The 19,817-nt window shown below is 65.2% G+C and carries 21 protein-coding genes; 9 read left to right on the top strand and 12 right to left on the bottom strand.

Annotated elements, in window-relative coordinates:
• Positions 1-115: 115 nt before the first annotated feature.
• Entirely contained in the window at positions 116-892 is a 777-nt protein-coding gene (locus EPY72_RS07750; RefSeq protein ID WP_134668520.1) for a ParA family protein, read from the top strand.
• A 17-nt stretch (positions 893-909) separates the two neighbouring features.
• Here EPY72_RS07750 and EPY72_RS07745 read toward each other — a convergent pair whose 3' ends face one another.
• Positions 910-1,404 carry a DUF7858 family protein gene (locus EPY72_RS07745; RefSeq protein WP_135806055.1) on the bottom strand — a complete coding sequence of 165 codons (495 nt, stop codon included), beginning with the start codon at positions 1,402-1,404 and terminating at the stop codon, positions 910-912.
• Positions 1,405-1,575: 171 nt separating this feature from the next.
• Between EPY72_RS07745 and EPY72_RS07740 the strand changes: the two genes are divergently transcribed.
• Positions 1,576-2,448, top strand: coding sequence for a transcription initiation factor IIB (locus EPY72_RS07740; protein ID WP_135806054.1), 873 nt, complete (start codon positions 1,576-1,578; stop codon positions 2,446-2,448).
• Here EPY72_RS07740 and EPY72_RS07735 read toward each other — a convergent pair.
• The 7 genes from EPY72_RS07735 to EPY72_RS07705 form a co-directional block, all read right to left on the bottom strand.
• The gene (locus tag EPY72_RS07735) at positions 2,438-3,106 is read right to left on the bottom strand and encodes a MinD/ParA family ATP-binding protein (RefSeq protein WP_134668518.1); all 669 of its coding nucleotides are present in this window, start codon (positions 3,104-3,106) and stop codon (positions 2,438-2,440) included. The two genes, EPY72_RS07740 and EPY72_RS07735, sit on opposite strands and share 11 nt — an antisense overlap.
• Positions 3,103-3,657 (bottom strand): DUF7857 domain-containing protein, encoded by a 555-nt coding sequence (locus EPY72_RS07730; RefSeq protein ID WP_135806053.1) that lies wholly within the window; start codon positions 3,655-3,657, stop codon positions 3,103-3,105. The genes EPY72_RS07735 and EPY72_RS07730 overlap by 4 nt, the downstream gene beginning before the upstream one ends.
• A gap of 32 nt (positions 3,658-3,689) precedes the next feature.
• Positions 3,690-4,496, bottom strand: a complete 807-nt coding sequence (locus tag EPY72_RS07725; RefSeq protein WP_135806052.1) for a DUF7856 family protein — start codon at positions 4,494-4,496, stop codon at positions 3,690-3,692.
• Entirely contained in the window at positions 4,493-4,831 is a 339-nt protein-coding gene (locus tag EPY72_RS07720) for a DUF7855 family protein (RefSeq protein WP_134668512.1), read from the bottom strand. Before EPY72_RS07720 ends, EPY72_RS07725 begins: the two co-directional genes overlap by 4 nt.
• Before the next feature lie 36 nt (positions 4,832-4,867).
• Complete coding sequence (locus tag EPY72_RS07715) at positions 4,868-5,494, bottom strand: DUF7504 family protein (protein WP_244605542.1); 627 nt, start codon at positions 5,492-5,494, stop codon at positions 4,868-4,870.
• Between the two features lie 116 nt (positions 5,495-5,610).
• Complete coding sequence (locus EPY72_RS07710; RefSeq protein WP_135806051.1) at positions 5,611-5,922, bottom strand: DUF7854 family protein; 312 nt, start codon at positions 5,920-5,922, stop codon at positions 5,611-5,613.
• A complete protein-coding gene (locus EPY72_RS07705; protein ID WP_134668508.1) occupies positions 5,923-8,019 on the bottom strand; it encodes a minichromosome maintenance protein MCM in 2,097 nt (698 codons plus the stop codon). It lies immediately after the preceding gene.
• A gap of 174 nt (positions 8,020-8,193) precedes the next feature.
• Between EPY72_RS07705 and EPY72_RS07700 the strand changes: the two genes are divergently transcribed.
• Complete coding sequence (locus tag EPY72_RS07700) at positions 8,194-9,267, top strand: succinylglutamate desuccinylase/aspartoacylase family protein (RefSeq protein WP_135806050.1); 1,074 nt, start codon at positions 8,194-8,196, stop codon at positions 9,265-9,267.
• A gap of 497 nt (positions 9,268-9,764) precedes the next feature.
• Here EPY72_RS07700 and EPY72_RS07695 read toward each other — a convergent pair whose 3' ends face one another.
• Positions 9,765-12,872: a right-handed parallel beta-helix repeat-containing protein gene (locus EPY72_RS07695; protein WP_135806049.1), complete on the bottom strand. Its 3,108-nt coding sequence runs from the start codon at positions 12,870-12,872 to the stop codon at positions 9,765-9,767.
• Positions 12,873-13,169: 297 nt separating this feature from the next.
• On the opposite strand from EPY72_RS07695, the gene EPY72_RS07690 reads away from it, so the two are divergent.
• Positions 13,170-13,481, top strand: a complete 312-nt coding sequence (locus EPY72_RS07690) for a hypothetical protein (RefSeq protein ID WP_135806048.1) — start codon at positions 13,170-13,172, stop codon at positions 13,479-13,481.
• Positions 13,482-13,760: 279 nt separating this feature from the next.
• On the opposite strand, the gene EPY72_RS07685 is transcribed toward EPY72_RS07690, so the two are convergent.
• The 3 genes from EPY72_RS07685 to EPY72_RS07680 form a co-directional block, all read right to left on the bottom strand.
• Complete coding sequence (locus EPY72_RS07685; protein WP_135806226.1) at positions 13,761-14,741, bottom strand: tyrosine-type recombinase/integrase; 981 nt, start codon at positions 14,739-14,741, stop codon at positions 13,761-13,763.
• Positions 14,681-15,091 carry an AAA family ATPase gene (locus EPY72_RS19310; protein WP_168216001.1) on the bottom strand — a complete coding sequence of 137 codons (411 nt, stop codon included), beginning with the start codon at positions 15,089-15,091 and terminating at the stop codon, positions 14,681-14,683. Before EPY72_RS19310 ends, EPY72_RS07685 begins: the two co-directional genes overlap by 61 nt.
• 90 nt (positions 15,092-15,181) lie before the next feature.
• On the bottom strand, positions 15,182-15,460 hold the full coding sequence (locus tag EPY72_RS07680; RefSeq protein ID WP_135806047.1) for an AAA family ATPase: 279 nt from the start codon (positions 15,458-15,460) through the stop codon (positions 15,182-15,184).
• A gap of 60 nt (positions 15,461-15,520) precedes the next feature.
• Between EPY72_RS07680 and EPY72_RS07675 the strand changes: the two genes are divergently transcribed.
• The 5 genes from EPY72_RS07675 to EPY72_RS07655 all read left to right on the top strand — a co-directional run bounded on the left by EPY72_RS07675 (position 15,521) and on the right by EPY72_RS07655 (position 19,817).
• A complete protein-coding gene (locus EPY72_RS07675) occupies positions 15,521-15,790 on the top strand; it encodes a hypothetical protein (protein ID WP_135806046.1) in 270 nt (89 codons plus the stop codon).
• Between the two features lie 147 nt (positions 15,791-15,937).
• On the top strand, positions 15,938-16,075 hold the full coding sequence (locus EPY72_RS19305) for a hypothetical protein (protein ID WP_168216011.1): 138 nt from the start codon (positions 15,938-15,940) through the stop codon (positions 16,073-16,075).
• A 645-nt stretch (positions 16,076-16,720) separates the two neighbouring features.
• On the top strand, positions 16,721-17,578 hold the full coding sequence (locus EPY72_RS07665) for a hypothetical protein (protein ID WP_135806044.1): 858 nt from the start codon (positions 16,721-16,723) through the stop codon (positions 17,576-17,578).
• Between the two features lie 871 nt (positions 17,579-18,449).
• The gene (locus tag EPY72_RS07660; RefSeq protein WP_135806043.1) at positions 18,450-18,734 is read left to right on the top strand and encodes a hypothetical protein; all 285 of its coding nucleotides are present in this window, start codon (positions 18,450-18,452) and stop codon (positions 18,732-18,734) included.
• A gap of 207 nt (positions 18,735-18,941) precedes the next feature.
• On the top strand, positions 18,942-19,817 hold the full coding sequence (locus EPY72_RS07655) for an ABC transporter ATP-binding protein (protein ID WP_135806042.1): 876 nt from the start codon (positions 18,942-18,944) through the stop codon (positions 19,815-19,817).

Raw genomic sequence — 19,817 nt, 5'->3', positions numbered from 1 at the left:
CGACGAAGTCGTCTCCGACCGACTCCTGCTAAATCAGCGAGACGAACGGGCTATCGCTGTCGATCGCCGATCCGGAAAGGGAGTGTTTTATGCTATTAGGACAGAGTATAAATTAATGAGTTCAAGCACCTGCACGCTCGTCGGCGCGACCGGCGGGGCGGGGACGACTCGGCTCGCGATCGAACTCGGCGCGACGCTCGCACGCGACGGTCGCGAGGTCGCGGTCCTCGACGCCGCGTTCGCCACCGAAGGGCTCGCTCGCCACGTCCCCGGCCGCGTCGAGCCGGACGCGACGGCGGTGGTGACCGACGACCGACCGCTCGCCGACGGATTGACCGACCACGGCGCGAGCGCCGACCTTCCCGGACGGCTCGAGCTCTGTCCGGCGAGAGCGCCCTTCGAGCGGGCGGCGCGGGCCAAGACCGTCGAGGCGGCCCGCCGCTTCGAGGAGCGGATCGCCGACGCCGCCGAGAGGTTCGATCACGTCCTCGTGGATGCCCCGCCGGTCGCGGGCAACCAGAGCGTCGCGGCGGTGACCGCCGCCGATCGGGTCGCCATCGTCGCGCCCGCCAGCGAACGGGGCGTCGACGCGGTCCAGCGCGCCCGGGGCCGAGTCGCGGACGTCGGCGCGAGCGTCGACGCCGTCGTCGCGAACCGCGCGAATTCCGACCACCCGCTCCGGAGCGCCGACGCCGCGGTCCCCGAGAGCGATGCGACGGGCGTCGAGGCGGTCCCCGCCAGCGCGCCCGATCCCGAAGCCGGGTTCGCTCCGGCGGTCGCCGACGCCGCGCAGGCGGTATTCGAGACGACTCTCGATCTCGAATTCGCAGAGAGCGGTCTGCTCGACGTCGATGCGGGGTCGCTGTTGCCCGACTCCGTGTCGGATCGGTAAAAGCGCCGGCCCGCCGGTCAGACCAGATCGGCCAGTTCGCTCCGGGCCTCTTCGAGCGCGTCGCCGTCGGCCGTCCGACGCGCGCCCTCGACGACCGCCCGGGCCCCGTCGAGCGACTCGTGGGTCTCGACGAACGCCGCCAGCGCGAACTCCGTCTCGGAGGCGCCGGTCAGCGCCTTCGCGTCGGCGCGCGAGAGCTCCGCCGACAGCCAGTCCGCGACGACGTCGTGTGCGCGCGGCGTCAGCGGCGAGACGCCCTCACAGCCGAGCAGGTGGAGGGCCTTGGCCGCGGTCACCGGGGCGATACCCGCCGATCGCGCGCTCTCGCCGACCGACCGGCCGGCGAGATGCCCCTCGACGACGGTCGCGGCCGACGCGGCGTCGCAGGGCAACTCGTTGGCGAACGCCTCGAGTCTCTCCTGGAGGTCGCCGGTGGCGTCGACCGTCGCGACCCCGCGGTCGCGCTGTTGGGCGGTCACTTCGAGTCCGTCTGCGATCTCCGAGAGCGTCACGTCCGAAACTGCCCGTCACATCCACTTAAAATTTCTTTTATAATTTTGTAATTATTATCTGCGTCGGGGAGGAAGCTACCGGTAATCGGTACGTTCGTCGCGCCGCGACGCGTCTTTCGGTGGCGTTCGCTCCTTCGTTTAAATACGGATCGGGCCGAAGTTTGGAGTGTGATGAGCAAAGCACACGCTTCGACGACGTGTCCCGAGTGCGACGGCCGACTGACCCCCGACGGCGACGAGACCGTCTGTGCCGACTGCGGGCTCGTGGTCGCCGAGGACCGCATCGACCGAGGGCCCGAGTGGCGCTCGTTCGCGGACGACGACACCGAGAAAGAGCGGACCGGCGCGCCCCTCACCCGGTCGCGCCACGACCGCGGGCTGACGACCGAGATCGGTCACGGGAGCGACCTCCGGCTGACGGGGCGAAAGCGCCGACAGGTCGCCCGGATGCGCCGCGAACACGGCCGGGCCCGCATCTCCTCGAAGTCCGAGCGCAATCAGGTGTACGCGTTCACCGAGATCCGGCGGCTCGTCAGCGCGCTCCAACTCTCGGACGACGTCCGCGATCGGGCCTGCGTCCTGTTCGAGTCCGCCCAGTCCGAGGACCTCCTGCGAGGCCGGTCGCTGGAGGGGTTCGCGTCGGCCGCGGTGTACGCGACCTGTCGGACCGCCGCGGTCTCGCGCACGCTCGACGAGATCCTCGAAGTCGCCCGCGCGAGCCGAAACGAGCTCAAGGCCGCCTACGACGCGCTCAACCGCGAGCTGGGGCTACCGACCGGCCCCATCGACCCGCGCGAGTACCTGCCGCGGTTCGCCAGCCGGCTCGACCTCCCGCAGGCCGTCGAGACCCGGGCGGCCGAGCTGGTCGAGCGAGCGCGCGAGCGGAACCTCCTCAGCGGTCGGGATCCCAGCGGGGTCGCCGCGGCGTGTCTCTACACCGCGGCCCGCGAGCGAGGGCCGCGGCTGACCCAGGCGGACGCCGCCGACGTCGCCGACGTGACGCCGGTCACGCTCCGGTCGACCTACGAGGATCTCACCGAGTGAGCGTTCCGGTCCGGACTGTTTCTGCGAGCGCGACGAATCGGGCCGCCGGTCGGCTGTCGGGCGCGAGCGACGCGACCGGACGACCCTGCCGCTGAGCCCGCCGGACGCGCCCGTCGTCCGGGACCGCCACGACCCGCGCGCCGAGCGCGCGACGGAGCGTCTCGGTCGGCGGCTCCCGACCGGTCCGGTTGAGCGCGACCGCCGCCAGCCCGGCGTCGAGCTCCCGGGCGAGCGCCCGAGTCCGGACCGCGTCGGCGAGCGCAAACTCGCGGGAAGAGGTGACGAGCACCGCGGCGTCGGCCGCCAACAGCGGCACGCCCACGTCGGCGGCCATCCCCGCGGGACAGTCGACGACCACGCGATCGTAGATCGACTCGACGGCGTCGAGCGCCGAGGCGAGCGCCGCCACCTCGCCCGCCCGGGCGCCGGCGAGCGTGCGACCGCACGGGAGCAGGTCGACCGGACCGTCCTCCCGAACCGCCTCGACCGGGTCGGCGCGGCCGGCCAGCACGTCGTGGAGATCAGGACCGCGCGCAGTCGGTAGGTCGGCCATCGAGAGGTCGGCGTCGACCACGACCGCGTCGAGTTCCGCGCCGAGGTTCAGCGACACCGTCGACTTTCCCACCCCGCCTTTCCCGCCCGCGATCGCGAGGATCACCGCGAGTCCCCCGGAGACGGTCGCTCGTCGGCCGAGCGGTCGGCGAGCGCTCCGGCGCGGCGCGCCACCACTTCGAGGGCCTCGCGCTCGGCGGCCGTCGGCGCGGTCGATCGGTCGTCGAGCGCGCCGAGCCACGACTCGACGGCGTCCGGAACCGGGTCGGGCTCGGTCGGCCGCGGGACGGCGTCCGCCGGCGGACGAGCCGCACCGAGCGTGCGCACCACTCCGTCGGGCGTCGCGCGGAGGGCCGACCGATCGGCGGGCTCGGCGACGCCGGCGCGCTCGGTCCAGACGACCTCCGCCGGGGGCTCGGTCGGGGCCGCGGGGCTCGCGTAGCCGAGCGCTCGACGACCGCCGGCCGCGACGACCCCCTCGAAGCCGCCGTCGTCCCAGCCGGCCGCGGCCACGCCCTCGCGTCTGGGCGGCCATACCGCGCCGTCGAGCCGATTCGCGACCCGGACCCGTCGAGCGGTTCGGCCGGGATTGTGCACCGTCAGTTCCACGAGCGAGACCCCCGCCTGCGCCTCGACGCGCCAGTCGAGATCCACCATAGGGCGGGTTCGGCGCGGCTTCGGTGTTAAACCTACACGTAGATTACGGGCGCGTCGAGCCACGTCGCGGCGGCGCTCGGCGCCTCGAATCCGGCGGCCTCGGCGTCGATGACGATCGGCGCGGTCAGGTCAGCGAGGCGAGCGACCGCGAGCGCCGCGGTGACCGACGGGGGCGTCTCGCCCGGAACCGCCCCGCGAACGCGCTCGAACGCCGGCCCGAGCGCGTCCGCGAGGTGCTCGCGTGCGCGCCGTCGGAGGTTGTCCGCCCGATCCCGGAGCCGAAGGCGTTCGCGCCGGGCGTCCCGGGTCTCTCTGGCTCGTTCGCGGGCGCGAGCGAGCGTCTGTTCGGCCGCGATCCGCTCGGTTTCGAGGTCGGCGAGCCGGCGGGTCGCGTCCGCGAGTTCGGCCTCGGCGTCGCTCGGATCCCCGTCGGTCTCCCGGAGCGCCTGCACGCGGCCCTGCAGCGTGGCGACGCGCTCGCGGACCGCCGCCTCCGACCCCTCGGCGTCGGCGACGCGTCGGCGCGCGTCCGCGAGGCCGACCGGCGCCGGATCCAGCGCGTCGAGACGCTCGCGGATCCGAGCCAGTTCGCCGTCCTGGGGCGCGGTCCGTCCCCGGGAGCGAGCGGCCGCCGCCAGCGCCGCTCGCCGGGAGAACTCGATCCGGGGCCGAATCACGCCGACGTGCTCGTGGACCGGGCCGGGCGGCGGGCACGCGATCGCGAGGCCGTCGGAGTCGTCGCCGCGAACCGCGTCGCCGACGACGTCGGCCGAGACGTTCCAGTCCGAGAGGTCGATCGCCCGGCCCGTCCGCGTCTCGGTCGACCGCCGAACCCTCACAGCTCCGTCCCGGCCATCGCGCTCGGATCCGGGTGGTCGGTGCCGGCCGCGAACGCTCGGTAGGGCGTGCTCGGGTGCGCTCGGTCCTCGTACGCGGCGGCGGCGCGCCGAACCGCCTCGGGGGCGTCGCGAAACTCGTTGAACGGGTCGGTCCGCTCGATCTGCACGTCGCCCGCGTGTTTCGCCCGGAGTCGGAGCGCGAGGAACGCTCCGAGCCGGGTCGGTTCGAGGAGCGCGGCGCGGCCGAGTCGCTGGACGACCGCCTCGTCGTGGCCGTTACAGACGTTTCGAAGCGTCTGGCGGGCCGCCTTGGAGTACGTTACAACTAGGAGCACGCCGAAAAATTCGGCCGTTTCGAACTTAAAATTACGTCATCTGGACCGGACGTTCCACTCGCCGTCGTCGAACTCGACGACCGTGTCGAACAGCGACGTGAGCGTACTGACGGTCTGGTCGTCGCAGGTGTCGGGGTCGAGGTGGAAGTGGGCGGTCACGCCGGCCGCGTCGAACCGGCCGGTCAGGACGTGGAGGAACTTATACACCGTCTGGAGGTCGGCGTACTGGAGCAGCGCGGTCAGCGAGTCGAAACAGGCGGTGGTCGGGTAGTCGTTGCGGGTCCACTCTTTGAGAATCTCGCTGAGTTTGATCCCGAGTCCCGTCAGGTCGCTGGGGTTCGAGAGGGTCTCGACCACCTCGCTTCGCCCGTTGGCCGCGTTCGACACCGCGGAGGTCGAGCGCGTGGTCTCGCCGACGCTGACAAACCGCATGTTTCGGGGACGCTCGCCGGCGTGGGCCAGCCAATCCTGGATGCAGGCGTCCGGCGAGCGGGTGTAAGTGACCCACATGACGTTCTGGTCGGCGGGGTCGTCGAGCGAGAGGAGGTTGAGGCACGCCTCGTCGGTCGCGTCGTGCAGCGACGGCGCCAGGACCAGCGTACAGGTACCCGGTCCGACGGCGTCCCACGGCGGCCCTGGTTCGTTGTTTCGCTTCGTTTGCATCGGTAGATCGTACGTTCGGACTCGCACGCTCGACCGCTCGACAGACGTGAGCGTTGCTTTCTTCTTAGAGGACCTAGTTTATTTATTTTCCCCTCTTGACGGGAACCATCGCGGCGTCACTCGACCGGGTCGACCTCAAACGCCCCCCAGTCGCCGTCTTCGTCGTCCGAGTCGGCCTCTGGCTCGGTCGCCGTCAGCTCCCGAACGCGCCGACGCGCCTGTGCGGGTGACTCGGCGACGACGACGAGGCCCTCGACCGACGGCGCTCCCGACGCCCGGTACGCCGAGAGCGTCTCCTCCTCGAACTCGGTCGCGTAGGTCCGCAACACCGTCAGGACCCGACGCTCGGTCGCTTCGAGGTCCGCCTCGCCGGCCTCGAAGTCCGCCAGCGCGTCCTCGACGTTACGGAGCGCGGAGATGCGGTCCATCTACGTCGTCCGCAGGTGGTCGGTCGAGGGCTCGTACACCTCGCCTTTCTGTTTTAGCTTGTCGATCTCGTGTTCGGCCTTCGAGTGATCCATCCCGATGTCCTCGGCGCGTTCGAGCACGACGTCGACCGGGGCGCCGTCGTCGTACTCCTCCTCGATATCGGCGATGAGCTGTTTGATGTTTTTGATGCGGTCGCGCTGGGTCTTCGAGGTGCCGGTCTCGACCACGTCGGCGTCGAACTGGCCGGTCTCGGGGTCGACGCCGATGTCCTGGAGGCACGATCGGGTGATCTCGACCGCGCGCTCGGCGTCCTCGACCTCGACTTCGTCGGAGAGTCGAACCCGCGCGCTGGCCTCCGAGAGCCGGACCAGCGCCTCTAACTTCCGGGCGGTGACCGGGACCGGCGCGTCCTCGTCGGCGCCTTTCGTCCGGAGGTCGACGTAGAAGTCCTCGATGGTCCGCTTTGCCTCCTCGGTCATCGTGGGGAAGCAGTTGCGCTTCGCGTACGCGATGTACTTGCGCAGGAGGTCGGGGTCGATCGCCGGCGCGACCTCCTCGGTCTGGCTCTCGACCTCCTCTTGGGTGATGTTCGGGGCGCTCATCTCGGTGCGCTGGGTGTTGAGCTGGCCCGCGTAGTTCGTCTGGATGATGTGCTGGGCGAGGCGCTTGTCGTGTTCCTCGTCGGGCTGGTCGGTGACCGTGAAGATGAGGTCGAACCGCGAGATGAGCGCGGGTTCGAGGTCGATCTGCTCGCCGATGGGCTCGTACTGGTCGAACCGGCCGTACTTGGGGTTCGCGGCACCGAGTAGCGAACACCGGGACTTGAGCGTCGCGTTGATGCCGGCCTTCGAGACCGAGATCTTCTGCTGTTCGAGCCCCTCGTGCATCGCCGACCGGTCGTCGGGCGCCATCTTGTCGAGTTCGTCGACCGCCGCGATGCCCTGGTCGGCCAGCACGAGCGCGCCGGCTTCGAGGGTCCACTGCTGGCCGTCGCCGAAGTCGTCGCGTACCGCGGCGGCGGTAAGCCCCGCGCTCGACGACCCCTTCCCGGAGGTGTACACCGAGCGCGGGGCGATGTTCTGGACGTACGAAATCATTTGGGATTTTCCCGTTCCGGGGTCCCCGATCAACAGCATGTGAAGGTCCCCGCGGATCCGGGACTCGTCGGGGAGGTGTTTGGTCACGCCCGAAAACAGCTGGAGGATCATCGCGAGCTTCTCTTCCTCGTAGCCGTAGATGGCCGGAGCCATCGAGCCGACCATCTGCTCGTAGATGTCGTCGGCGTTCGAGAGCTCGACGATCTCTTTTTTGTCCTCGTCGGTGATGTCCATGTCCTCGAACTGCTCGTCCTCGATGGTGACCGCGACGCCGTCCATGTACACGTCGAACACCGCGGACTTGTCCTGTCCGCTACCCTGCTGTTCGAGGTGGAGGATGCCGGTGACCCGGACGTGGTCGCCGGGCGTCACTTCGCCGGTGATGTCGTCTTCGATGTGGACGTCGATGCTCTGGGGCGTCTCGCCGCCGCGCAGTCCCTCGGGGCTCTCCTGGACCCGGATCTTCTGGGAGTCGATGAACTCCGACTGGTCGAAGTTGATCTGGAAGGGGCCCTGACGTTCACAGCCCTGACACTCGTGGGGCTCTTGGAAGTCGCCGCCGCTCTGGGGGATGTAGGTGAGCGTGCCACACCGCTGGCACTCGAAGGCGGCCTCCTGAATCTTCGGCCGGACGTCGGTCGCCTTCCGGACGATGCCCTGGACGTCGACCATGGTGTTGACGTGGCGGGCGCGGATCGCGCGGATGTCGGTGGTCTCGGGGAGGTTCTGAACCCGGACGTGGGCCTGCCCGAGGCTCACGTCGACCGGGAGGTCGTAGAGTCGAAGCGCCTCCTCGGCGTACTCCTGGTGCTGTTCGGGCTGAGAGAGATAGTCGTCCGCGAGGTCCGCATCGTACCGGTAGAGGTCGTTCCAGTCGACGTACAGCGATCGCTGCTCGCCGGGGTACTTCGCGGCGAGCGCCCCGATCTCGTCGCTGTAGTACCGCCGATAGAACTGCTCGAAATCGTCGACTAGTTCGGTGTTCTCCGCGCGAGCCATTCGGTCGTCTCGTAGTTCCTCCTCCGGTAAGAACTTTCGTAAAGCGGGCCGAAAGTGAACGTGGCGTCGGCGCGCCCCGCTTGCGGTCGGGTCGCGGTGGGCACTGTGACCGAGTGGGCGAACCCCTTTGCTGGATTGTCCGGACTTTTGTACCCGCACCCGGAGGAGTGACACATGGAACTCGGTACCGCGGACGCGGACCCGGGCGAGCTGGCGACCGGCTACCTCGACGTCACCGACCTGCCGGCGGGCGGGGCCGAACGCCTGCCCGTCGTCGTCGCCGAGGGCGACGCGGACGGCCCCGAGCTCTGGATCACGGGGACGCTTCACGGCGACGAGGCGACCGGGCTCGCGGTCGCTCAGGACACGATGGACGAGACGTTGCCGACCGGCCTCGCCGGCACCGTCGTCTGCATCCCGAACCTGAACCCCGCGGGACTGCGCCGCAACGAGCGCACCTCCTACTACCACGACGACGACCCGAACCGCTACTTCCCCGACCCCGACGCCGAGACCACTCGGCCGCCGAAGGTCCAAGAGCTGATCGACCGGCGCGTCTACGAGGCGTTCGCCGACTCGGCGGACGCGCTCGTCAACCTCCACACGTCGGTCGTCGATTCGGTGCCGTTCACCATCCGCCACCGGGTGTTCTACGGGGACCGCCGGACCGAATCGGCCGCCCGAACGCTCGCCGAGACGCAGGGCCGACTCGTGGAAGCGTTCGGACTGCCGGTGCTCAATCAGTACCCCGAGCCGGAGTACACCGACCGGGGGCTCCAGCGCTCGACCACCGGCGCGGCGCTCGACGTGGCCGGCATCCCCGCGATGACGCCCGAACTCGGCGGCCACAGCGTCGTCGACGACGATATCACGGCGGCGGGCGTCGCGGGGTGCTATCGGGTGATGGTCGCGCTCGGGATGCTCGAATCGGTCCCGGAGGAGGTCGCCGCCGCCGACCCCGGGTTCGAAAAGCCCGTCGACTACTCGGTCCGGCGCGCCCAGCACCCGCGGACCGACACGCCGGGGATCGTCCGCCACCGCGTCGAACCGGGCGACGTCGTGGCGGCGGGCGACCCCGTGGCCGACATCGTCACGCCCCACGGCGAGCACAAGGCGACCGTCGAGTCCGAACGCGACGGCTACGTCGTCGGTCGGACCGAGGGCGTCGCGGTGTACGAAAACGATGCGCTGTGTTACCTCGCGGTCCGCGACGAAGACGACGTCGTCGTCGAACGCGACGGCGAGTGACGAATCGGGGCGTGGGTCGGTCGGAAGTCGAGACGACTGCGATCGACCGGGAGCGTTCGCGTCGCTTCAGTTTCACTTTCACTTCGCACACGGCCGACGTTTATCGGCTCGGAGCGCGTCTCCCCGCTCGTGATGAGTTCGAGTCGAAAACGCCACGAACTCCCGACCGAACGCGGTCGCCTCCGGCGAGCGTACACCGAACGCCAGCCGCGGGACGCCGAACTCACCTACCGGGACCACCGGATCGCGAGGGCGCCGAGCGACCGGACCCGCGGCGAGCAGTGGCGGATTTTCGGCCCGGACGGCGGCTGTCTCACGACGGTCGACTCCGAGGAGTTCGAAACCCCGGCCGAGTGGCTCCGGTTCGTCGACACCGCGATCCACTCGGGGACCGACCGCGCGACCGAACTGTTCGACGTTCGCGCGTCGGCGACCGGACTCGGACCGCGCGACGGTCGGCGAGGACGGCGAGAAATCGGCCGCGTGTCGGGGTCGTGTCAGTCGAGGACGACGGACAGCGCCCAGAGGGCGAGAACGAGCGCGAGCCACAGTACGCCGGCGCCGACACCGATCCTGAGCAAGCCGTCGGTGCCCAAGAGCCCGAACCCGATCCAGATCAGAACGCCGCCGGCCGCGAACCCGTTGATCGTGAGCCCGCTCACGGTCACGGGCGTCGAGCGAACGGTCTGGAGGGCCCCGTACGAGCCCAGAACTAGCCCGATTCCGTAGAAGACGAACCCGAGAAATCCCCCGATCGAGCTGAAAAACGGCGCTCCCGAGAGCGACACGTCCGCGCTCTGTGTCGTAGTCTCGGCGACGGTCGTGGTTGCCCGCTCGGCCGATCCGGTCGTGGTCGGTGTCGTGGTGTTCGGCTCGTCGGTCGCGTTCTGTCGGTCCCGAACCGTGAGCGTCACCGTCGCTGGATCGGCGCTTTCGACGCCCAGTTCGTCTTCGACCGAGATCGCCACCGTGCGTTCGCCCGGGCGCTCGAACGTGACCGCGAACACCGGGTCGGTCGCGGTCCGCTCGGATCCGTCGGTCCTGAACCGATAGGTCTCGACCGCGCCGTCGGGATCGGACGAGCCGGCGGCCGAGATTCTGAGTTCCTCGCCGACCCTCGGGGTCGTCGTCGAGACGGTGAGGTTGGCCTGCGGACGATGCTTCGGGGCGTGGACGTGCGAGGCGGTGCTCGGGAGGAAATCGACCCAGCCGTTGCGAGTCACGATCCGGTCGCCGGTGCCCTCGGGGTGGATCGAGGAGTGAGTCGGGCCGTCCGGTGCGCCCCAGTAGTTGCGTTCGGCGACGACGGTCTGTGTCGCGTTGAGCAGCAGTCGCGTCGTCGTGTTCGCGTCGACGAGCGTGCTCACGTTCACGACCATGCCGCGTCGGTGGCCGTACACGTCGTTGTCGCGCACGCGGACTCGTGCCCGCCGGTCGTCGTCCTTCGAGAGGACGATCCCGGTCGGGAGCTCCCTCGTGAGGGTTCGGACGGTGAGAGCCGACCGATCGGGTTTCCACAGCGTGTTCGGACCGTCCGGTCGAAGCACGACCATCGAGTCGTCGCTGGAGCCGGGGCCAAACTTGGCACGGACGTCCGGATCGTCCAAGAGTTCGGTGAGCTGTTCGGAGACGTCTCCGGCCCGGAAGATGGCCCCGGCTGCGCCTTCTTCGACGATCATCCCGGTTCCGGGCGCGTAGCCGGCGAGTCGAGCGGGCGTGTCGAACCCGTACGTGTTGTGGACGATCGAGTTGTTCCGGACGCTGGCATCGACCGATCCCGCGATGCGGACGCCGTACGCGTTCGCCGTCACGGTGTTTCGCGTTACGTTGAGCGTCCCTGCGTGGGTCAGCTGATTGTCGAGATCGAGCCCGATCGCCGCGTTGTCGAAGACGGTGTTCGAATCGACCGAGACGTTGTCAACGAGGAGCTCGGTCCGAAGCGACAATCCGTGATCGCCGTTTCGCCCGATCTCGTTGTCCGCGACTCGGAGATGGCGGGCCTGCTCGCTCTCGATCGCGACGCCGACGTTCGAATTTTCCGCGATAGTGTTGTTCGCGAGCGTCGAGTGGACGACGTGGCCGCCGCCGAGATAGAGGCCGGCGCGACCGTTGTCTGTGATCTCGTTGTGCTGGACGTCGAGGCCGGTGAGTCGTGCCCGGTGCGCGACGACCGAGATCCCGTGGCGGCTGTTCTGTGCGATCCGGTTGTCCGCGACCCGCATCGAGAGCCTGTCGACGGTCGATCGGCCCATATGAGTGTGTCGGACCGAGAGGCCGGTCGTGCTCTGCGTGATCGTGTTCGACGTGATCTCGAAGCGACCGAGCGCGTCGTTGCGCGTGTAGATCCGAATGCCGGTCTCGGTCTCGGAAATCCGGTTCCGGGACACCTGAAAGTCCGCGGTGCGCTCGCTCCGAACCGCGAGTCCGCTCCCGCCGATACCCCGGATTAGATTGCCCCGAACCTCGAAGTTCCGGGCCGTCTCTGCGGCGACGAACACCGCCTGATCGTCGATCGCCTCGAACGTCGAGTCGACGATCCGGAACCGCGAGGCGCGACTCCCGTCGGATTCTCCCAGAGCTCGGGCCCGCTCGGTCGTTCGAATATTGAGCGGGAGCGTCGTGTCCGCGAGCTGTTCGACCCCGCGGTCGCGGATCCGTATCGAAACCGGGTAGGTTCCGTACGTTTTGGGATTGGTCACGTTATCGTATCGCACGAGAAGCGACTCGTCGGCTCGAAGCCGGACCGAGCGGTTCAGTTCGATCGCGAAGGCGTTGGATCGGTGGCCGACGGCCTCGACGTGCGACGCGAGCGACCGGTCGATCTCTCCGTCCCCGTTCGTGTCGATGCCGAACCGCTCGATCGACGACGCGGTGACTCGGTCGACGTCACCGTGGCCCCGATAGTCGACCGCCAGCGTGTCACCGGTGACGTCGGTTCGGGTCGACAGCGCGATACGGTGGGTCGCTCGCGCGTCGAGTTCGGTGAAGTTCGGCCGGATCTCCGAGCCCGCTACGGCGCCCGAAGCGGGCGCGATCGCGACCCCGCGGCCGCTGATATTGGCGAACGAGGAGTCCGCGATTGAGAGCCGCGGCGGGACCGAGACGTCCGTGACCTCGATTCCGCTCCGCGCGGTCGACCGGACCGCGACTGACGAAAGGTCGACCGTGCCTTCGCTACTCGTCACCGTAACGGCGCTCCGGGCGGTTTCGAGCGTCGTGTGAGACAGCGAGAGCCGCGAGTTCGACGAGCCGTTGTACCGAATCGTCCCCCAGTGAATGTCCGCGGGCGCCTGCGGAGCCGTCTCGAATCCGACCGGAGCCGCCGCCGTTCCGTTCGCCGTGAGATTCCCACGGACGGTGATCGTGATATCTTCGGCGGGTTGGACGGTCGTTCCCGGTTCGATTTCGAGCGTCGCCCCCCGTTCGATCGTGATGTCCTCGGCGATCCGATACGGTCCCTCCTCGGCGGACCACGTCGTCTCGCCGGTTATATCGTCCTCGATATACGTTATAGTAGCCGTACTGCTCGTCGCGATCACGGTCGGCGCGAGAACGACGGCGACGAGACAGAAGACGGCGATTTTCCGGGACGATACGATGCCCATACGTGTCACCAGAAAGAGGAGCGGTATAAATCGTTTCGTTGGCTAATCGGTGAAATCGGCGGGCTCCGGTGTGTAGATCGTCGACCGAGACGACCGGCGAAGAGACTACCGCCTCGGGGACGGCGACCATCCTCCCGAGGCGTGTCCCGCCCCGACTCGGGTCGGTTCGCCGCTGTCAGTCGTGTTTGACCCATGTACTCCGGCTACTCGTGGCTGTCACGTCACCGCCGAGAAGGCGCCCCGGGAGGAGTTTTACTGCCGTGACACATATGTTGGGAGGTCGTATCCTGTCACTCGATGACACGAGACCGCCTCGCGCCGGACACCGAGGAGATAGAGACGCGAATCCAGCGAGTAGGTCGCTACTCTCGAGTCGTCAAAACCGGACTCGGCGTCATACTCGCGGCGTTCGGGCTCTCGGTCGTCGGACGACTGCCCTACAATCTGGATTCGATACCCAGCGCCGTCGACGCGATCCTCCTGCCGCTGATCTTCGTCGGGATGGGCCTGTTGCTGTTCGGGATCGGGATGCATCTCCACCTCCTCCACCTGAATCTCGTGAAACAACTCCGGATGGAACCGGTGTCCGAGGGAGAACACGAGTCGTAGCGTCGCTTCTCGGTCTTCCCCTTCGATTGGCTCACCTCCCGGACTCCCGACTCGCTCGACGTGGTCGTACTCGACGAGTCGAGGAGTTGGACCGCCATCAGAAACCGCACCGCAAGTCTCCGAGAGCGGTAACAACGAAATCGATCTCAGACGGGGAGAACCGACAAAAAGTGAGTTCTGTGCTGTTATACGGTATGGGACCGCCCGGTTGCCAACAGGCCGGAACTGAGCGTGCCTTTTCGACGAACGTCTCGATGGGAGAGTTGCGTGTCATGGTAATCACTCGATCGCCAGTTTGTCGAGGTGGAGACGACGCCGCAGCTGCATCCGCTCCAGCTTCGTCGCCTTGTCGTAGAACTTGTCAATCACGTCCTGCGAGCCGTTGACTCGCTCTGTCGTCACTTCCCGCGGGAAGCCCCGGTCGCGGTGCCATGCAATCGAGCCCGTCCGGATGTGGTGGGGAGATCGCGAGGACGGGCACTTGCTCGCGTGGGTGTGACTCCGGAAATCACAGGAATCGGGGTCGTAGCCGTGCGGACAGCCGCCGGCGACGCACGGCATCGTCGCCTGATACGACCAGACGCGGAGCGTGTTCTTCCCCGGTCGGTTGCCCTGAAGCGTGCCGAACAGGGGCTGGCGGCCGTACTCGTCGTGGGCGTCTTTTCGTTCGTCGCGGACGTACGAATCGACCGCGTCGCACACCTCCGGGCGGAGGCTGACGGTGCGCTCGCCGTGAGTCTGGTTCTTCAGCGGCGTGTCCGTCTGCGGGCGGTGGACGAACTCCACGTACTGCTCGCCCGAGTCGTAGTCACGGATATCGAGCCCACGGAGCGCGCCAAGCCGGGCGCCGGTGTGCCACGCCAATTCGAGGAACGCGTGGAGGTTGGTCCCGTAGTCGTTCTCGCTGTCCCGGTAGTGGCGGACCAGCGCGACCGCGTCGTCGGGGTCGAGCTTCGTCTCCCGCGACCGGTCCTCGTCGGGCACCTCCGGAACGTTGACCTTCTCGCTGAGTCCCTCCTCGACGGCTTCGATGCGCTCCAGGTACTCGATGTGGTCCTGCAGCGTCTCCATGTTGTTGTGGAGCGTCGACGGGGCGAGGTCGTCGCCGGAACGCTCGGCCTCGTACTGGTCGAACGTCCAGCCGGACAGCTCTCCGACGGTCTCGATGCCCTGTCGCTCGCACCACTCGACCCACAGCTTCAGCCGGTAGTGGTAGCTCGACACCGAGCCCTCTGCGAGGCCGGTCTTTCGGCGGTCGATGTAGCGGCGCCACGCCTCGCGAGGCGAGAGATCCGCCGGAGATACGCGATTGCGAGCCGAGCGTCCCCGGCGGCAAGCTCGGCGATGCGGGCGATCGTCGAGTGGTCGGCCGCGCCGTGGCGGAGCCCGGCGTCGACGCGCGCCTGAATGATGTCGACCAGTTCGTGACCGTGGTACTTGTCGAGCCGAATCTTCTCGGCGCCTCGGACTCGCGATTGCACCCGGTCGTCCGCATCCGCGAGGAAGTCGTCTTCGTCGACGCAGACCATGAGTAGGGTGACGTGGGGCTCCTCCCAGAGCGAGACGATCACCGACGGGTCCGCGAGCACGTCGACCTCGTCGAGGATCACGACGATCCGCTCGTCGAGCTGCCGGAGTTGATCGAGGTACTGGGTGGTCGAAGCCGATTCGAGTGGGATGTCGAATCCGATGCCGGCGTCTCAGAGGAGCGCGTGGAACGCGCCGGTGAGCGAGGAGTCCGAGATGCAATTGACGTAGCCATTTCGGACGTCGAGGGTGGCGCGTTCGAGCTGGCCGACCGTGTACTGCGCGAGGGTGGTCTTGCCCGCTCCCGAGGGGCCGGTGATGAGCGCGCTTTGCCCGGAGAGGCCCTGTTGGATGGGCTTGAGGCAACTCGACAGATGCTCGATTTCGCCTTCGCGGTGATGGAGTTCCTGAGGGACGTGCTTCTGGCGGAGTGCTCGGGCGTCCGTGATCATTTACTCACAGTCACAAACGCGGCCTAAATAAAATCGAGCAAAGGAGAGTGAAAGTAGAGGGTGAGTAGAGACGAACTCGCGCCACAGGACCAGAATTCGGTATTTGCGAAACTCGAAGAAGCAATCTTCGGCATCCCCAAGAACGATCTCGACGGTCACATCCACGAACTGGTCGAAGAGTTGGATAAAGACGAGCCTGAATCGGAGGTAGAACGGGAGGTCGTGGTTACGAATATAGACGCACTATTCGATAAGAGATCGGAACTTCAGCATCGTGAGTTTCTGTGGCTGAAGCGGATCCTGATCGGCATCGGGTTCGTAAGAGTGTGAAATCGGATCAGGACCAGATGCAGGATGTTCTCGAACAGCAGACGGAATTTCTCGAAGCACTGCAAGAGCAATCGCAAGCTATCGAACGGATCGAGTTAGAACTGAATGACTTGAAGAACAAACTGGACACGGACGATGAGTAGCTGTGTGGTAAGAACTACAACCTGCTGGACGCTCGGCGGCGACTCCTTCGAGTCAGAGATCGTCGACTTGACCGACCACTGCTCCCGGCCGTATCACGACATCACGTTCCGCACCGACTTCGACGACTGGACTTCGGAATAGCCTGCTCTCTGAAGAGAATGGCTCGCTGTGTGCAGCAAACAGAGTTACCGCCCCGAACGAATAGCCCGTTGCTGAGCTATCCAATTTGGACTGCGAACACGATCTGGTCGTTCAGTATGATATGAAGAGGCTGACCGGCCTCGTTCCACTCTTGGGTCTCTGAGTAGGACGAGTCTCTCGCTGTGTCAGTGAACGATACTTCTACCTCGTAATCACTCTCCATCATCACCTTGTTGTTGATCTTCTCCTGTTCGTTCGGTCGTACTTCGAAGCGAGTGTCGATTTTGGATGACTCACTACTGCGTTGTGTAACAGTCAGCTCGACTGTCCGTGCTAAATTCCCTTCATTGTGGACAAAAACGTCAGTTGCACCCCGACTACTCCCGGGACTGGCGTTACAACCAGCAAGACCGACAAGACCGATCGAGCTGAAACCGCCGAGGAGGGCACGCCGAGACCAATTTGAGCGCATATGTTCAGTTCAAATCACACACATATGTGCTTTTCCGAGGATAGTACTCTCTGCCGCGTTAGGTCTCATCCGAACGAGCGATCCTACATCCCATACGATCGCTGAGAACTATCACAGTTCTACTCAACGAGTGAACCAGAAAGCTTTCACGCGCGTTGTATCTCTGAGTTGGCATGAGACGCCGCCAGTTCCTCGCGAGCGGAACCACCCTCCTCTCCGTCGCTGTCGCCGGCTGCGCCCACCCGTCTGTCGTTCTCGATATGAAAGAGGCGACGACCGACGACATCGCCGACGAAGTTTCGATGGCTCCCGAACCCGATTCCGAGGAGTACAGACTCGTCACGTCGGCCCGCGAGAACGGTTCGGCCACACGGAGCGGCCGGTACGAACTGTTCGATCGCACCAGTGTCGTCCGGGTGAACGAGACCTTCTACGAGGTCTCGGAGACGCGACTCGCGAGCAGCGAGGTGACGGTCTACGAGGTGCTCGTCGATTTCGATCCGGACGATACGACATCGGACCTCGGAGAAATCGAATTCGACGAGCTGCCGGAGGTAGATCGTGAACGCCTCGAGCCAGTCTTTTCGGACGAAAGCCCACCCGACGAAGATGGATACGATATCGGTGTCAGCTATGGATCCGCCGAGGAGGTGGGAAACGAATCGGTGTTTGTCCCGGAGCGCCAGTACGACATCATTGTCTACGAGGGGAATCGGTATCGAGTTGCAGTCAACTCCCGAACGGCGCCCGAAGGGGAGTATCGATATGAGGTGACGGCGGTCGCTCCGGACATCGAAACGTTCGCTGAGCAGACTCGGGAACAGTACTTGTTCACGCTCACGGACCTTTCGGATGCCGAGCGTTCGGTCGTCGAGAAGGCGATTGACGAGACGTACTTCGAGGATAGTGAAGCCTTCCGCTCGGTGATTGACCGACTCCAGGAGCACGAGGGATTCGAGGTGGACGATTCCTATGGGACGTGGCTCGTCGAGTACGACGGTAACGAGTATCTCGTTTACGCCGAATGGTAGCTACTGTTTAGCGTCTTCGGAATTCATTATCTACCAACCCCTCCACTGACGGGGCAAACGGAATCCCAATACGTCCGCACAAGTCGGCGCACCCACCAGCCTCGCGGGATGCACCGAACTGCGAGCATTGCTGGATGACGTCACCCAATCCGCCGCTCTCTCGCACACCGACGAATCCAAGCTAGCCGACGAGCAGGAAATCCTGCGGTTCGGCAAAGCAATCCGCCCAGCGGTCGTCACCGTCGACACCACGTCAGGCGCACCGATTGGAGTGGCGGCATGAACTGGTTCGTCGGCGAAAATCTATTTCGCGAACAAAGCTGTTGGCGGCACCGTCTAGTGTTTCCCCGACTGGCGTGCGTTCATTGAGGGCTTGATGCGCCGTCTTTGGGATTTCTGACTCTACTCTGTTGTACGAATCATACCAATTAAACGCTCATGTCGGCTTCACCCTTGGAGTCAAGTGGTCGAGACGCCAAAGGCGTCTCGTCATTACGGTAATCTTCAATTTCCGAACGACCCGAGGCGCTCGCCGTGCTGATCTGTAGACGACGAAAACTCACGAACAATTCGCTATAGAAGATCGATCCCTTTATCATAATTGGATTTACATTTGCATCCATCGAACGGTATTCTCGAACCGATTTTCTCGTCAACATCTGGTGAGTATCAGATGACACCTGATCGATCAAACAACTCCATTCCGTCTTCAGCATCGAAGAAGGCAACTCGAAGTCCGCCAACGAAGCGAGCAACACTCGTTGGTGGGGTTGTAGGAATATGTCTCGGGCTAAGTTCGCATTTTCTGTTACTGGATTATGCTGTAGTATCTCTCACCACCTGTCTCCTGTACTCCATCGGGGTTGCGCTCATGATCGACTATATCAATATCCTCCGACAGATCTCCTCCGATGGCGGGAGTTGGTGGACGATCGTCTTCGGTGCCACCACCGGACTCGTTCTGATGGTTGTACAGCTGGTCTTTCGCCCGATCGTTCCAGATAAGATCGCAGTAAAGCGCGGGTTCCTCCCCGAGGCAGTGAGCGCCGTTCCCTTTAATCTCATCCTGATTTTGTGGCTTCTCATATTCGGTGTCGCGTTAGTCTCACTGGCATACGGGATCGGAATGGCAGTGACGGACATGTCCGAGGGTTGATCCCCTCAGTCAGCCTCCCGTCGGCTTGTTTGGATCTGCGCCATCCTTCCAAGCAGATCCATCCGTAAGTATTATTGACCTATTCTTATTTTGATAACTCGTGAAACCCCTCCAACGCCAACTCGCGACTCGATACCGGCGCCTTTCCGGGAAATCTGTGGACTGCGAACTGATTGAGAGAAGAGACCCGACTGAACGGAGTAACGTATGAAACTGAGCGTAGAGGATCTCGGAAAGCAGTACGGGGAAGATACGTGGGGGATTCGGGATATCTCTCTAGAACTCGATGTCGGCATCCACGGGCTTCTCGGGCCAAACGGAGCCGGGAAATCAACCCTGATGGGGATTCTTTCGACAGTAATCAAGCCGACGACAGGCACGGCATACTGGAACGGAACGGACATCATCGAGTCCCCCGAGGTTGTTCGGTCAGTGCTCGGATACCTTCCACAGGAATTTGGCGCCTATCCCGACCTAACGCTCGAAGAGTTTTTGGAATACGTCGCCGCCCTGCGCGGTCTCGACAAGGAGACTGCGAGTGCTCGCATCGGGGAAATGATAACGCTCACGAATCTCCGTGACGTTCGAGACCGAAAAATCAAGACGTTCTCGGGTGGGATGAGGCAACGAGTCGGTATCGCGCAAGCGCTACTCAATGACCCGGACCTGCTCATCGTCGACGAACCGACCGTCGGATTAGATCCCGAAGAGCGCGTCCGCTTACGAAGCGCCTTGGCGAACACTGCGACAGACCGAATAGTCCTCCTCTCGACACATATCGTCCCGGACGTCGAGGCGACGGCGAACAAACTTGCTGTCCTCGAGAACGGACAGTTAGTGACACACGAGACGGTTGACCATTTCATCCAGCGGGTGTCTGAGAGGGTCTACGAGTGTCTCGTTCCTCGGTCAGATGTCCCTCAACTCAGGGAGCAATACCAGGTATGTAGTACCGTCCAGCGTTCGGACGGTGTCAAAGTTCGACTGATCGCGGAAACACGCCCGATAGAAACTGCCGAACAAGTTCCTGCCACCCTCGAGGACGCGTACCTCGACACGGTCGACCATCCCGCGGAGGTGTGA

This window comes from Halorussus marinus, from assembly GCF_004765795.1.
GTDB classification, from domain to species: domain Archaea; phylum Halobacteriota; class Halobacteria; order Halobacteriales; family Haladaptataceae; genus Halorussus; species Halorussus marinus.
The sequence above is the reverse complement of the archived record's forward strand: the minus strand, read 5'-3'. Positions and strand labels throughout refer to the sequence as shown.